Raw genomic sequence first — 13,976 nt, 5'->3', positions numbered from 1 at the left:
TTGTGCCACTCTGGGATGACCAAACACACCTCGCCTGAATAAATCCCATAGGTACTGCGGGATGCTGGGTCCGCACAGTTCCAAAAGAGAACAATGGCGTCCTCTTGAAAGGCACCTCCATGCGCCGACTCCAGCGTGCCGCATTCCTCCTCGCCGCAGTCGCCGCCACCGTGCTTTGCGTGGCAGGTTGCTCGATCAGCGGCCGCGTAACCGCCGGTTCTGCGGGGCCGTCTACGGCAGTGGCGGCCGCACCCACGACGGCGGCCGTTCCGCCGTCAATCAAGGCTCCCGCGGGGCCGGAAACCTTCACCTTTCCCGATGGCCGGCTGTCCTTCAGCCATCCGGCGGACTGGACGGTGGAGCTTTTCGAGCCGTCCAAGACTCCGTACGTGGGAACGGCCATGGTCCACGATGCCGAAGGAAACAGCCGCATCAACATCTACTACGGCCAAATTGCCGACGTCGTGGCCGGCTCTGCCAACCGGACCGTCATCGAAACAGATCCTGTCCCGGGCCTCCGGGACCATTCTGTTCCCACGCCGCATTCGTCGTTCTTTGTAGACCGCAGCGGAGGCGCCGCAAGATACCGCATGGAACTCACGGCCGGATTGCCTGTCTCTCCGGATGGACAGGTGCGGGAAGGCCCGGTGCTTCTTGGCGGCCGGGTATTGAGCGCGAACGTCCTGTTCGACCCGCAGCCGTTCACCAATGATGAGGCGGCCAAGGCCTGGTACTGGGGCCCCGAAGGCCAGGCGCTCAAGGCGGTGCTGGTGAGCTTCTCCTACCGTTGACCAGCACGCGGGAAAGCCCCGTCCACCTCAGCGAACGGGGCTTCCTTGCGCCTGCTACTTCGACTGCACCCTGCCCAGGAACTGCGCCGTGCGTTCCTGCAGGCCCTGGATCTGGCGCACCACGACGGCCGCCGGGTCCGGGTTGATCTCGTTGACCGGCGGTTCCTTGCGTACGTTGCCGCAGCAGAGGAAGTCGGCGCAGATCAGGGTTCCCACGGTGTTGCCGTTGCGCCCTGACTGGCCGGCGCGCTTGGCGACCCAAAGGAGCACGTCGTCCTTGGAGTGCACGTCGCGGCAGAGCTCACACAGCACGGCGCGGTTCTTCCTCGCGCCGCCTTCGGGTGCCCGGAGCATCACTCCGGTGATGCCCTTTGGGCCGGGGACCACCAGGTAGCCGCGCAACGGCATTTTCTCGTCCCGCCAGCCCAGGAACTCCAGGTTGTCCCAGTCAAGGAAGTCGAAGTTCTTGGGCAGCGTGAGCTTGGCAGCCTCTGAGCGGCTGGCGTTGACGAAGGATGAACGGATCTGTTGAGGCGTGACTAATTGCATGGCTGAACTTTCCTAAAGGGTGGGCGGCCCGGAGCCCGGGCCAGGGTAACAAGGGGGTCAGTCAGTCCCCGCGGTGCAGGCCAAAGCGGCCACCCCGCTTTCCACGGCAGCGGCGGTCCAAGTGACCTTCTGCGTGCGCATCGTTCCCGTTGTCCTGTTCCTGTTCAGCATTCCGGTGTCTATGCCGCCGGTCCGGCACAGGACATCCTGCCAGTTCAGCTGCTTCCTGTCCAAGGACTGCTGCCGTTATGTGGTGTTCGTCACCTTCGGATATTAGGTGATAAAAGTGTTGCGTAATCCGGATTTACATAGGTTAGCCTTACTTAAGTTTTTGATCAGCCTGATTCAAGGAGCCCCGTGACCAACCCCCTATTCCCCGGCCCTCTTTCAACACGCCGGGCCCTCTTTTCCTCTGCCGGCAAGGGAGTGACAGTACTGGTGGCAGCGGCCCTCACGCTTTCCGCCTGCAGCACCGGACCCGCCACGCCGGTGTCGGACGCCACGGGCTCCGGCAGCAACGCCCAGTTCCCGGTCGCAATCAAGCACGCGTACGGCGAAACCACCATCGAGAAGCAGCCCACCCGGGTTGCCACCGTCTCCTGGGTGAATGACGACGTCGCCATCGCCCTGGGGGTGGTGCCGGTGGGCGTCCCGAAGAATGAATGGGGCGGCAACGACAAGGGCTCCACCCTCTGGAAGGACGCCGCACTCGAAAAACTGGGCGCGGGCTTCGGTTCGGCCAAGGCCCCCGCCCAGTACTCGGAAGCGGACGGCATTAACTTCACCGAGATCGCCAAGCTCAGCCCGGACGTCATCCTCGCCGCTTACTCGGGCCTGACGGAAGAGGACTACAAGAAGCTCAGCCAAATCGCCCCCGTGGTGGCGCACCCCGGGGTGGCTTATGGAACGTCCTGGCAGGATGCAACCACCATCATCGGCAAAGCCCTGGGCAAGGACGCCGAAGCCGCCAAGTTGGTCTCCGACACCGAGGCCACCGTCAAGGACAAGGTTGCCCAGTACCCGCAGATCCAGGGCAAGAGCTTCATTTACGGCAACCTGGAGCCCGCCAAGGGCGACGGCGTGAACGTCTACACCGCCAACGACAACCGCCCCCGCTTCCTCAGCGAAATCGGCATGACCCTGGCCCCGGTGGTGGCAGACAACTCCAGGGGCTCCAAAGAGTTCTACATTCCGTGGTCCGCCGAAAAGGCCAACGAACTGCAGTCGGACATCTTCGTCACCTGGGTTCCCGATACCTCCACCACAGGCGCGATCAAGGCGGATCCGCTCCTCGGCCAGATCCCGGCCATCAAAAATGGCGCCCTGGTGGCCGATTCCGACAACACGCTGACCCTGTCCATCTCGGCCTCGTCGCCCCTGAGCCTGCCGTGGTCCCTGGACACGTTCCTCCCGCAGCTGGCCACAGCAGCGAATGCAGTGAAGTAGGCGCACCTCAATGAGTACGACGACGGCGCGTCCGGCAGCGGACAACGGCACCCGGGTGCCGGCCATGGCAGCCCCGGGCACCCTCCGCGGTGATGCTCCGGGAAGGAGACGGGCCGCCTCGCTGCTGGCCGCCGTCGTTGTGCTGGTGCTCCTGGCCGGCACCTCGCTGGCCGTCGGTGCCCGCGCGGTTCCCATCGGCACCGTGTGGCAGGCACTCGCCGCGTTCGATCCCGCAAACGGGGACCACGCCGTGGTGCACGCCCGCATCCCGCGGACCGTCCTGGGCCTGCTGGCCGGCGGCGCGCTGGGCCTGGCCGGCGCGGCGATGCAGGGTGTGGCACGCAATCCGCTGGCCGATCCCGGCATCATCGGGGTGAACGCCGGAGCGGCCCTGGCGGTGGTCGCCGGAATCTACCTGTTCGGCGTGACCACCTTCACCGGCTACATCTGGTTCGCGTTCACCGGGGCAGCCGCAGCTGCTGTCGTCGTATACCTCATTGCTTCGCTGGGCCGGGAGGGAGCCACTCCGGTGAAGCTCGCGCTGGCGGGAGCAGCATTGAGTGCCGGGCTGTCCTCGCTCATGAACGTGATCCTGGTTTCCAGCCAGGACACCCTTGACCGGTTCCGCTTCTGGCAGGTGGGCGGCATCGCCGGCCGTGACTGGTCGGTGCTCCTGCCGGGCCTGCCGTTCCTGGCGGCCGGTGCACTGGTGGTGCTGCTGGCAGGGCGGACCCTTAACAGCCTTGCCTTGGGGGACGACATTGCCCGCGGGCTGGGCCAACGCGTGGCCCTGTCCCGCGCCTTAGTTGCCCTGGGGGTTGTCCTGCTGTGCGGCACGGCCACCGCGCTGGCCGGACCCATCGGCTTCGTCGGCCTGGTCATCCCGCACGCCGTCCGCTTCCTCACCGGCCCGGACTACCGCTGGATCCTGCCGTTGTCCCTGGTGGCCGCCCCCGCCCTGCTGCTGGGCGCGGACATCATCGGCAGGGTGGTGCTGCTTCCCGGTGAGATCCCGGCGGGCATCATGACCGCCCTGATCGGCGCCCCCGTGTTCGTGTGGCTGGTCCGCCGCGGGAAGGGGGCAGGCCTGTGACCGGCATTGCCCTATCAGATATGGCTGCCAAAACCGGCCCTAAGGGACCAAAAGTGATGGAGCAACGCGGGGGACGGGGGCGACCGCATCGGACCGCGGTGCTGGCTGCCGCCGTCGTGATCCTGTTCTTCGCATCCGTCCTGCTGGGCAGCTACACGGTGACCATTCCGGACTTCTTCACCATCGTCTTCAACCACCTCACCGGCGGCGTGAAGATTCCGGGCGCCAGCTTCATCGTGATGGAGAACAAGCTTCCGCGGGCCGTCATCGGCACCCTGATCGGAATCGCCTTTGGCCTGGCCGGCGCTCTGTTCCAGACCATGCTGCGGAATCCGCTGGCCAGCCCCGACGTGATCGGCATCAGCTCGGGGGCCAGCGCCGCCGCCGTTGTTGCCATCGTCGTCTTCGGCGCCTCCGGTGCCGCAGTGTCCGGGGCGGCGCTGGCGGGTGCCCTGGCCGTGGCTGCGCTCATCTACGCAATCTCCAGCGGTGGAAAGCTCCGAGGAACCAGACGCGGGAACGCCGCGGGAAACAGGCTGGTCCTGGCCGGCGTGGGCATCGCGGCCGCACTTCAGGCCGTGGTCAGCTTCCTGATGTCACGGGCCGATATCCGCACCGCCGCGGACACGCTTGTCTGGCTCAACGGCTCCCTGAACTCCGCTTCCTGGGACCGGGCCGGCGTGCTGCTCCTGGCGCTCGCGGCGCTCGTACCCGCCGCCGGGGTGGTCGCCGCGCCGCTGCGCATCCTGGAACTCGGGGATGACGCTGCCGCCGGCCTCGGAGTCCGGGTGAACAGGGCGCGGCTGGCGCTGGTAGTCACCGCGGTATCGCTGGCAGCAGTGGCGACGGCGGCCGCCGGCCCGGTCTCGTTCGTCGCCTTCCTGGCCGGTCCAATCGCCCGCCGCCTTACCGGCACAGCCAGCCTTCCGGCGTCGGCTTTTGTTGGTGCCCTGATCGTCCTCGCTGCGGACTACGTCGCCGCGAACCTGGCACCCCTTCTGCTCGACGGCACGGTCCTGCCCGTCGGCGTCATCACCGGCGCGCTCGGTGCCCCGTTCCTGCTGTGGCTGCTGGTCACGGCCAACCGAAAGGAAGCCTGACGTGGCAGTTCTGGAAGCCCGCAACCTGACGCTCAAATACCACCAGCGCTCCGTGGTGGACGGGCTCAGCGTCCGTATCCCGGAAGGCAAGGTGACCATGATCGTGGGTGCCAACGCCTGCGGAAAGTCCACCCTGCTCCGCGGCCTGACCCGGCTCCTCAAACCCGCCGCCGGCGCCGTGGCCCTAGACGGCAGGGACATCCACACCCGCCCGGCGCGAGAACTGGCCCGCAGCTTGGGCCTGCTGCCCCAGCATCCCACCGCGCCGGACGGCATCACTGTCCGTGACCTGGTAGCCCGGGGCCGCTACCCGCACCAGGGCTTCTTCCGAAGCTGGACCGGAAAGGACGACGCCGCGGTGCAGCGTGCGCTGGAAGCCACCGGAACGCTGGAACTCGCCGGGCGGGACGTGGACGAGCTGTCCGGCGGCCAGCGGCAGCGGGTGTGGATTGCCATGGCACTTGCGCAGGAAACAGAGGTCCTGCTGCTCGACGAACCCACTACTTTCCTGGACCTGGCGCACCAGGTGGAGGTCCTGGACCTGGTGACGGACCTGAACGGCACTCGCGGCACAACCGTGGCCATCGTCCTGCACGACCTCAACCTCGCTGCCCGCTATGCGGACAACGTCATCGCCATGAAGGACGGCGCGGTGGCGGCGATGGGTGCCCCGGAAGATGTGGTCACCGAGGAGCTGGTCCGCGAGGTCTTCGGCCTTGAAAGCCGGGTGATGCCGGACCCCGTCTCCGGCACGCCTCTCATCATCCCCATCGGACGCCATCACGCCACCGCCAACGAACTGGAGCCCGTGTCATGAAGACCACTGAAAACGCCGCCCGGCAGGTGAGCGCCCAGCCCATGAGCCTGGCCTTCGAGGTCACGGTGTCAGCAGTCCGCCAGCTCAGTCCCTCGTTCCGCAGGATCACATTCGGCGGTTACTCCTTGCGCGATTTCGGCGTGCACGGCGACACGCTCGATCTCCGGATCAAGCTTCTGATCCCGTCGTCGGCAGCGGATGGCTCACCGCTTCCGCTTCCCGCCGTCCAAACCACCCAGGCCGGCTGGTACCGGGACTGGCTGGCCATGGACCCGGAGGTGCGTGGCTCGATGCGCACGTATACGGTGCGCGACGCGCGGCTGGATGCGGTGTACCCGGAACTCGATGTCGACTTCGTCAGGCACTTTGACACGCACGGAAACGGCGGGCCGGCGGCGAACTGGGCGCTGAATGCCAAGCCCGGCGACGCCATCACGATCATCGGTCCGAACAACCGGGCCGCACACTGTGTCACCGCCGGGACCTACTCGGGCATCGAGTGGCGCCCAGGCCTGGCGCAGCGCATCCTGCTCGCCGGCGACGAAACCGCGGTTCCGGCCATCTCCGCGATCCTCGAGGCCCTTCCGCCCTACATGAGCGGGCACGCCTTTCTGGAGGTTCCCCAGGCCGGAGACTTCCTGGACCTCAGCTCCCCGGCCGACATTGAAATTACCTGGCTGGCCCGCGGCGCCGCCCCCGGCCGTTCCCGGGCGCACGGCCAACTGCTGCAGGAAGCCGTCCGCAAAGCAATCCCCGTACCGGGCTGGGTGGGCATCACAACGGACGACGGCGGAGCCGGGCCGGAGCCCGAAGACGTCGATGTGGATGAAGACATCCTGTGGGAGACACCCGCGCGCTTGGACACGGCGGACATCAGCGCCACCAGGAACCCCCACCTGCCATCCGGTGCCCTGCCCTTCTACGCGTGGCTCGCCGGCGAAGCAGCCGTCATCAAGGACCTGCGGCGGTACCTGGTCCGGGACGTGGGTATCGACCGGAAACAGGTGGCGTTCATGGGGTACTGGCGGCAGGGCAAAGCCGAAGGGTGAATGCCTCCCGCCCCGGACGCCCGCTAACCTTTCGCACTTTTCCCTGCGACGCCCCATCAGGTTTTGCAGGTTTTTTCGCAACGCCCGCTCACTTACTGTTCATCCCGACGTCGTACTTGCGTTGGTTTGTTTTGCTACTTTCTTGCCTGTGCCCTCTGTTCCCCTGCTTCCTGACTCCGGGCGGCGGGTGTTTGTTGCCCTTGGCGACTCCTTTACCGAGGGGGTGGGGGACCGGGATGAACGGCTGCCCAACGGGGTGCGCGGGTGGGCTGACCGGGTGGCGGAGAAACTGGCCAAGGCGCAGCCCGGATGGAAGTACGCCAACCTCGCCATTCGGAGCAAGCGGCTGCGGCACATCATCGACGAGCAGCTGGAACCCACGCTGCGGATGCGGCCAACATTGGTCACGCTGTACGCCGGCGGCAACGACATCCTGGACCTGAAAACGGACATGGCAGCGCTCATGGCGGACTACGAACAACTTGTTGCGAAACTCGCGGGCACGGGGGCCGTCCTTGTCCTCTTCACCGGATTCGACGTCAAGGTCTCCGCGCTGCTGGAACCGCTGAAGAAGCGCAACACCTACTACAACCAGCGGGTGCGGGAGATCGCGGAGAAACACGGGGCCGTGCTGGTGGACTACTGGTGCCTGGACGCCTTCCACGACCGGCGGATGTGGGACTCCGACCGGCTCCACATGTCCAAGGCCGGCCACAAATACCTGGCCGGGCAGGTGCTGGACCAGTTGGGCGTGCCGCACAAGATCAAGCCGAAGGACTGGGAACCGCAGCCCAGGCTGGGACTGCGCGAATGGGAAAGGCGCCAGCGGCGCTGGGTCCACGACTGGGTCCTGCCGCTCTTTGGCCGAAAGCTCCGCGGCGTGACGCTGGGGGACGCGCTCACTCCCCGGTGGCCCGAGCCCGTGAAGGTGCCGCGGAAAGGCGGGCTGAAGAAGCTGGCCGCAGAAAAGTACGACGGCGGGAGCGCGCCCTAGGCAGTGGGCGCGGGTGGGGTGTCCAACAGGTTTTCGTACCCAGGGGCCACCCGGCCCGCATGGAACTCCACTACCTCGAAGTCGGCAACACCATTGGTGTAAAACGGGTCCTGCGCCAGGCTGGCGTCGAGAGTTTCCCGTTCAGCCTGCGACAGCAGCAAGCCCCCGGTGCGCGGAATTTTGCGGCCGGCAGCAATGAACACGCCGTCGTCGAACGACTTCTGCAGCCAGGCGATGTGGGCGTCGTTGTGGAAGTCGACGATCTCCTGGGGCACGCGGTAGGTGAGGGAGACAACATACATGCGGCAAGCCTACCGGGGCCCGGGCAGCTGGTTGAAAGATCAATCGTAGAATGGGGTCCATGACCGAACCCCGCTGGCTTACCGCTGACGAACGCCGGGCCTGGCTGGCACTGGTGAGCATCAATACCCTGCTGCCGGCGGCCTTGGATACCAGGCTGCACGCTGCAGGGAAGCTGTCCCTCTTCGACTACACGGTATTGGCCATGCTTTCCGAAGCGGAGGACCGGTTCCTGCCCATGAGCGAGCTCGCAGCCCGCAGCAGTGCGTCCCTGTCGCGCCTTTCGCACGTGGTCACCAAGCTGCAGAAGCGCGGCTGGGTGGAACGCCGCCCCCACCCCTCCGATGCCAGGGTGACCACCGCGCACCTCACCGAGGAAGGCATGGCCACCATCGTGCAGCTGGCCCCGGCCCATGTGGAGGATGTCCGCGACCTGTTCCTCGACGCCCTGAGCGAGCAGGACGTGCTGGACCTGGCCCGGATCGGCGAAAACGTGGTGGGACGGCTGGACACCGACCACTGGATCCTGCGCGAAAAGCAGGCCTGACCGGGGACGGGAACAGCCGATTGGTTGCTTCCGGCAACGGGTGGCAAACTAACCGCATGGATTTCACTTCCCGCTACGTGGCCCTGGGCGACTCCTTCACGGAGGGCGTTGGCGACGACGACCCCACCCGCCCCAACGGTGTCCGCGGCTGGGCGGACCGCGTGGCTGAGCAGCTGTGCGCCGCCGATCCAAACTTCGGCTACGCCAACGTGGCTATCCGCGGCAGGAAACTCCGCCAGATCCTGGCTGAGCAGGTGGACGCCGCCGTCGAACTCAATCCAACCCTGGTGACCATCTACGCCGGCGCCAACGACATCCTACGTCCCAAGGTGGACATCGACGACCTCCTGGCGGAATACAACGACGCCGTCGGCAAGCTCACCGCAACCGGCGCCACCGTGGTGATGTTCACCGGTTTCGATGCCCGGGGTTCAAAGGTTTTTGGCACCATGCGCGGCCGAACCGCCATCTACAACGAGCTGGTCCGCGGAATCGCCGGGGACCACGGTGCCCTGCTGGTGGATTACTGGCGCTTCAGTGAGTACTACGACTGGGGCATGTGGGCCCACGACCGGATGCACATGTCCGCCGCCGGCCACGGCAACATGGCCAAGCGCGTTCTTGAGGTCCTCAAATACGACCACTCCATCGATGTTCCGCCCATCACGCCCGTTCCGGAACTGAGCCGTGCCGAAGCCATCCGCGCCAACGCCCAGTGGTTCCGCGAGTACGCCGCGCCATGGGTGGTCCGCCGCGTTACGGGCAAGTCATCCGGAGACAACCTCCAGCCCAAGTACCCGCAGTTCACCCGGCTGTAGCGGGAAGTCCCGCCGGCCGTCCCGTGCGTTTCAGGAGGACTGGAAGCCCGGCGTTGCCAGCATGGAACCGTCGGCGCGGATGGCCAGCACGGCAACATCCCAGTGGTCCGCGGCGCGGTTCAGCATGCGCGTCCCGCCGGCGACGATCGCGGTCGCCAGCACATCAGCGGTAACTATGTCCGCTGCTGCCACGCTGACCTGGATGAATTCGCCGTCGTTCCCCACCCGCCAGATGTGCTCGCCGCGTTCGGCGGAGCCGGAGGTTGCGATGGCTGCATGGCGGTTGGTGCCGCCCAGTGCGTAGCCCGTAATCAAGGTGCGGCGGTCGGCAGGATCCACGACGCCGGCCTTCCACGGTTCCGCGCTTCCGGGGCGCGGCGAGCCGCTGACCAGGACGTCGCCGCCGGCGTTGAGGCACCAGTCGCGCCGGCCCAGGGCCAGCAGCGACGTTCCCGCCTCGCGGATGGCGTGCCCCTTGATGATCCCGGAAAGGTCCAGCACGCCGTCGGGCCTCTCGGGGGTGAAGGCGCCTTCTGTCCGGAGCCGCCATTCGTGGGCCTCGGCATACCGCTCACGCATTTGCGCCGAGGCCTGCGGAAGCTTCACGTCACCCCTGGCAAGTTTGCTGGCCTCCGAATCGGGGCGGTAGAGGCTGAACGTTTCGTCCAGGTCCCGGAAAAGGCGTTCGACGACGGCGGTGGCGGCACCGAGCTCATCGAACCCCGGCTGCCCCTCCGTGGGGGAGTCCGCGGGCATGGTGAGCCCGATGACCGTTCCCATGCACTGAAAAGTGCGCGCCTTCAGTGTGCTGGTCGCCGCGTTGGCGTCAGAGGTTTGCTGCATCGATGGCTGCCTGGAGTGAGGTCAGGTACGCCTCGCTGGTGATGGTGGCGCCGCTGACGGTTTGGATATTTGCCGACTGTGCCGCGAGGACCTTGCTGCGAAGCAGGGGAGCCGCGCGGTTGCTGATCTGGATGGACTTGCCGTCGGTATTGGTGAGCTGGAGGGCCGTGACATCGGTGATCTTCCCGCTGGCCACCGTGATCTGGACCTGAACGGGGCCGAACCGGGTCTGCACGGTGTTGCCCTTGTAGGTGCCGGAGGCTGAGGAGTTCGAAGAACCGGAGGAGCTGGTCGAGCCTGAGGACCCGGAGGAGCTGGAGGAAGCCGCCGAGCCTGAGGAGCCCGAAGAACCGGAGGGCCCCGTAGGCCCCGACCCGGACGAACCCGTGCCGGACGAGCCGGTGCCTGTCGAACCAGTGGTGCCTGCCGCCGTCGTACTTGATGCGACGGTGCTGATGCCGCCTGCCTGCGTTCCCGTCTGCCAACCGGCCAGGAGGATCCCGGCTGAGGCCAGGGCTGCTGCGACTGTTCCGCGTATTTTCACCAGTCAAACCTTTCGTGATGGATCTGTTCCTCGGGGACGCCCGCCTTGCCGGCATCCGCTATGACGTTGGCCGCCCACACCGCCGGGCCGCAGACGTAGACGTCCGCATCCGCGATGTCCGGCACATAGGAGGTGAGGCTGTAACCGTTCCGCACGGCGTCCTCGGGAAGCCATGTTGATTGGGTGCGGGACCGTGGGCCGGTGAGGTGGAAGAGCCGGACACCCCGGGCCTGGCAGAGGTCGAGGATCTCGCTGCCGAGATACAGCTCCTGCTCCGTGTGGCCGCGGAGCAGGACCGTGGCCTCGCCTGGCGCAAAAGGCGTGGTCTCCAGCAGCGCCCGCAGCGGCGTGATGCCGATGCCTGCGCCGATCATCACCACCTTGTTCTTGGTCCGGGCTGCCGTGCTGAGCAGGCCGTACGGGCCTTCCAGCGCCACCTTGGTTCCTTTCCGCAACCGCAGAAGCTGGGCGGAGCCGTTGCCAAGGCCGCGGACCGTGACCCGCAGCGTCCCCTGGCCGTCGGACCCACTGAAGACGGGTTCCGCGGACAGGCTGAACGGGTGCGGATGCCACCACATGCCCGGGGCGAGGAAGCGCCAGATGAAGAAGCGCCCGCCCGTTCCCGCGAGCTGGTCCAGTTTCCGGCCCCGCATGACGATGTTCACCACGCCCGGCGCCACCCTTTCCACCCGTGCCACGGTGAGCTGATGCCGTGCCGTCGCGAGCACCGGCTCCAGGATGCGGAAGTACACCAGGGCCGAACCGGTGTAGATGCAGATGGATAGCCAGTACCAGCGCTGCCAGGTGCCGGCCGCAAAAAGGCCGCCCACGCTGAACTGGTGCGGGATTGATGTGGCCACGGCCGCGTAGGTCAACAGGTGGACCACGTACCAGAACTCGTACGGGAAGCGGCGGCGCACGGCCACCAGGGATGTCACGACGACGGCGATGAACAGCACCATGGAGACGAAGGCCAGCCACGTGTCGGGGACTTGGACCCAAAGGTTGATGGACTCGCTGACCGGATCCAATCCTTCGGCCATGCCGTACCCGATGGCCAGCAGGACCCCATGCGCCAGCAGCAGGTACAGGGAGGGTTTCCCGAGTTTGCCGTGGAACTCCAGCGCACGGTCGTGGCCGATGGTGCGGTCAATGAAGGGGATCCTTGCGGCCAGGAGCAGCATGAGCAGGACCAGGTCCATGCCCGCCAAGCCGGCCACGATCCCCGCCGCCGTGAAAAGCGAGGCGGGTGACGTGATGTTGGTGGCCCCGCCGTCGGCAAGCCATAGGGCAATGGCGGCAGCGACGGACGACCAGGCGATGACGGTCAGGAGGTCCGTACGCAGCATGCGCTGCCGGTACTGTCGGGCAAACCAGCCGCGGGGCGGTCTCTTCGTAGTTGAAAGCTCCGGGCGGCCGGAGCTGCTTGCGGCCGGTGATGCCGGCAGGAGCTGCGTGTTCATGCATCAAACATGCGTGGCGAAGCTATGCCGCTGCTGTGAAAAGGGGCAACCCCAAGCTGTGACCTTGGCTGGCGGTGGCCGCCCTTATACACCCGATTGGTCTTTAATTGCGTCAACTCGTAGACTTGGTAGGCGCTAAGTGCGCGGAGCGTGCGCAATTGCTCCGGTTGCCCGGTAATTTTCTCCAGGGTGGCCGGTAGTTAGGGGCTCAAGTTGCGTAACTAACCGTTGCCCGTACATTCTGTGGGTCGCCCTTAGCAGCATGGTCCAGCAGCCGATATGCGGATCATTACTTTCAATTCTTGAGGAGAAGTCATGGCAGCACACTGCCAAGTGACCGGGGCCGAGCCGGGCTTTGGGCACAGCATTTCGCACTCGCACCGCCGCAACAAGCGTCGGTTCGATCCGAACATCCAGAAGAAGCGCTACTGGGTTCCGTCCCTGCGCCGTAACGTCACGCTGCAGGTCTCTGCACGTGGCATCAAGACCATCGACGTGCGCGGCATCGACGCAGTCGTCGCCGACATTCTGGCTCGTGGGGTGAAGCTCTAGTGGCTAAGGACAAGGACGTACGTCCGATCATCAAGCTCAAGTCGACCGCGGGCACGGGTTACACCTACGTAACCCGCAAGAACCGTCGTAACGACCCGGACCGCATGGTCCTGAAGAAGTACGACCCCAAGATCCGCCAGCACGTCGAATTCCGAGAGGAGCGCTAAACATGGCTAAGAAGTCCAAGATTGCTCGCAACGAGCAGCGCAAGGTCATCGTTGAGCGTTACGCTGCAAAGCGCCTCGAGCTGAAGAAGACCCTGGTTGACGAAAACGCAACCGACGAAGCACGCGAAGCAGCCCGCCTGGGCCTGCAGAAGCTGCCCCGCAACGCGTCCCCGATCCGTCTGCGTAACCGCGACATCATCGACGGCCGTCCCCGTGGCACCTTCCAGAAGTTCGGCATCTCCCGTGTCCGTTTCCGCGACATGGCACACAAGGGCGAACTCCCGGGCATCACCAAGTCTTCCTGGTAATCCAGCACCGCTGATTCCAGCTGCTTGAGAAGGGCCGGCAACCTTTGGGTTGCCGGCCCTTCGGCGTTTAACTCCTTAGCGCCCGGGTGCCCTGGCTGCCGTGTGCGGCAGCCCACACAGGGGAATTACGACGGCGGCAGCCGGGATGGGTGCCTGAATGGCCCGTCCTGCCGCGCAATCGCGGGGATTTCATCGGCCCCGCCCGACGGTTTGCGGTGAGGCTCCAGTGCGTGTATTGTTTTCTAAGTCGCCGCGGGGGAGACAGTGAAGAACTGATCACCGGGCGGCCAAAAACTCCCAAAATCAAAGCCAAAATCTGGTTGCTCTTTAGGGCGCTGGAAACGGGTTGGGAACGATCTTCCACCGAAAAGAATTCCGAAAGATGGATTTGCTTCGGGGCGGGGGATCGGGTAAGTTTGAAAAGTTGCTCCGGAGCGATCCTGAATGTTTGGTTTGGGTGGTGCCGGGTGTGTCTGTTGTTTGAGAACTCAATAGTGTGCCAAGTTTGTTGATACCGATTATGTATGTAATTGGTTGAATTTGCCGAATCGTGCCGCCCCTGTGGTATTGGTTTGGTGTTTTTAGCTGGTTTCAA

At 65.6% G+C, this 13,976-nt stretch carries 17 protein-coding genes; 12 read left to right on the top strand and 5 right to left on the bottom strand.

All coding sequences use genetic code 11. The annotated features are described in order from the left end of the window. Positions 1-119: 119 nt before the first annotated feature. Entirely contained in the window at positions 120-791 is a 672-nt protein-coding gene (locus ACFO0G_RS12750) for a hypothetical protein (protein ID WP_286400261.1), read from the top strand. A 54-nt stretch (positions 792-845) separates the two neighbouring features. Here the strand turns inward: ACFO0G_RS12750 and ACFO0G_RS12745 are convergent, their stop codons facing one another. Further along, a complete protein-coding gene (locus ACFO0G_RS12745) occupies positions 846-1,340 on the bottom strand; it encodes an FBP domain-containing protein (protein ID WP_286400258.1) in 495 nt (164 codons plus the stop codon). A gap of 357 nt (positions 1,341-1,697) precedes the next feature. On the opposite strand from ACFO0G_RS12745, the gene ACFO0G_RS12740 reads away from it, so the two are divergent. The 6 genes from ACFO0G_RS12740 (at position 1,698) to ACFO0G_RS12715 (ending at position 7,839) form a co-directional block, all read left to right on the top strand. Then, a complete protein-coding gene (locus tag ACFO0G_RS12740; RefSeq protein WP_286400255.1) occupies positions 1,698-2,786 on the top strand; it encodes an iron-siderophore ABC transporter substrate-binding protein in 1,089 nt (362 codons plus the stop codon). Positions 2,787-2,796: 10 nt separating this feature from the next. Continuing rightward, positions 2,797-3,879: a FecCD family ABC transporter permease gene (locus ACFO0G_RS12735; RefSeq protein ID WP_376978023.1), complete on the top strand. Its 1,083-nt coding sequence runs from the start codon at positions 2,797-2,799 to the stop codon at positions 3,877-3,879. A gap of 56 nt (positions 3,880-3,935) precedes the next feature. Beyond that, on the top strand, positions 3,936-4,979 hold the full coding sequence (locus ACFO0G_RS12730) for a FecCD family ABC transporter permease (protein WP_376978324.1): 1,044 nt from the start codon (positions 3,936-3,938) through the stop codon (positions 4,977-4,979). 1 nt (position 4,980) lies between these two features. Continuing rightward, complete coding sequence (locus tag ACFO0G_RS12725) at positions 4,981-5,796, top strand: ABC transporter ATP-binding protein (RefSeq protein ID WP_376978021.1); 816 nt, start codon at positions 4,981-4,983, stop codon at positions 5,794-5,796. Next, positions 5,793-6,845, top strand: coding sequence for a siderophore-interacting protein (locus ACFO0G_RS12720; protein ID WP_376978019.1), 1,053 nt, complete (start codon positions 5,793-5,795; stop codon positions 6,843-6,845). Before ACFO0G_RS12725 ends, ACFO0G_RS12720 begins: the two co-directional genes overlap by 4 nt. Before the next feature lie 148 nt (positions 6,846-6,993). Next, positions 6,994-7,839 carry an SGNH/GDSL hydrolase family protein gene (locus tag ACFO0G_RS12715; RefSeq protein ID WP_376978017.1) on the top strand — a complete coding sequence of 282 codons (846 nt, stop codon included), beginning with the start codon at positions 6,994-6,996 and terminating at the stop codon, positions 7,837-7,839. On the opposite strand, the gene ACFO0G_RS12710 is transcribed toward ACFO0G_RS12715, so the two are convergent. After that, complete coding sequence (locus tag ACFO0G_RS12710; protein WP_376978015.1) at positions 7,836-8,141, bottom strand: YciI family protein; 306 nt, start codon at positions 8,139-8,141, stop codon at positions 7,836-7,838. The genes ACFO0G_RS12715 and ACFO0G_RS12710 overlap by 4 nt on opposite strands. Before the next feature lie 59 nt (positions 8,142-8,200). Between ACFO0G_RS12710 and ACFO0G_RS12705 the strand changes: the two genes are divergently transcribed. Next, complete coding sequence (locus ACFO0G_RS12705) at positions 8,201-8,686, top strand: MarR family winged helix-turn-helix transcriptional regulator (RefSeq protein ID WP_286400244.1); 486 nt, start codon at positions 8,201-8,203, stop codon at positions 8,684-8,686. A 56-nt stretch (positions 8,687-8,742) separates the two neighbouring features. Further along, a complete protein-coding gene (locus ACFO0G_RS12700; RefSeq protein WP_286400241.1) occupies positions 8,743-9,504 on the top strand; it encodes an SGNH/GDSL hydrolase family protein in 762 nt (253 codons plus the stop codon). Positions 9,505-9,534: 30 nt separating this feature from the next. Here the strand turns inward: ACFO0G_RS12700 and ACFO0G_RS12695 are convergent, their stop codons facing one another. The 3 genes from ACFO0G_RS12695 to ACFO0G_RS12685 are packed head-to-tail and all read right to left on the bottom strand — an operon-like array spanning position 9,535 to position 12,354. Beyond that, positions 9,535-10,284 carry an FAD:protein FMN transferase gene (locus ACFO0G_RS12695; RefSeq protein ID WP_376978013.1) on the bottom strand — a complete coding sequence of 250 codons (750 nt, stop codon included), beginning with the start codon at positions 10,282-10,284 and terminating at the stop codon, positions 9,535-9,537. 46 nt (positions 10,285-10,330) lie between these two features. Then, positions 10,331-10,891, bottom strand: a complete 561-nt coding sequence (locus ACFO0G_RS12690) for an FMN-binding protein (protein ID WP_376978012.1) — start codon at positions 10,889-10,891, stop codon at positions 10,331-10,333. Next, a complete protein-coding gene (locus tag ACFO0G_RS12685; protein ID WP_376978010.1) occupies positions 10,888-12,354 on the bottom strand; it encodes a ferredoxin reductase family protein in 1,467 nt (488 codons plus the stop codon). Before ACFO0G_RS12685 ends, ACFO0G_RS12690 begins: the two co-directional genes overlap by 4 nt. A 315-nt stretch (positions 12,355-12,669) precedes the next feature. Here ACFO0G_RS12685 and rpmB point away from each other — a divergent pair, with 315 nt between their 5' ends. From rpmB to rpsN, 3 genes are read left to right on the top strand one after another with little or no spacing between them, the layout of a single operon-like run. Further along, positions 12,670-12,906 carry a 50S ribosomal protein L28 gene (rpmB, locus tag ACFO0G_RS12680; RefSeq protein WP_018763944.1) on the top strand — a complete coding sequence of 79 codons (237 nt, stop codon included), beginning with the start codon at positions 12,670-12,672 and terminating at the stop codon, positions 12,904-12,906. After that, positions 12,906-13,073 (top strand): 50S ribosomal protein L33, encoded by a 168-nt coding sequence (gene rpmG, locus ACFO0G_RS12675; protein WP_013602737.1) that lies wholly within the window; start codon positions 12,906-12,908, stop codon positions 13,071-13,073. Before rpmB ends, rpmG begins: the two co-directional genes overlap by 1 nt. A 2-nt stretch (positions 13,074-13,075) precedes the next feature. Further along, a complete protein-coding gene (gene rpsN / locus ACFO0G_RS12670) occupies positions 13,076-13,381 on the top strand; it encodes a 30S ribosomal protein S14 (RefSeq protein WP_009358853.1) in 306 nt (101 codons plus the stop codon). The last annotated feature ends 595 nt before the right edge of the window (positions 13,382-13,976 follow it).

Source organism: Arthrobacter sedimenti (assembly GCF_042652025.1).
Lineage (GTDB): Bacteria > Actinomycetota > Actinomycetes > Actinomycetales > Micrococcaceae > Arthrobacter > Arthrobacter sedimenti.
The sequence above is the reverse complement of the archived record's forward strand: the minus strand, read 5'-3'. Positions and strand labels throughout refer to the sequence as shown.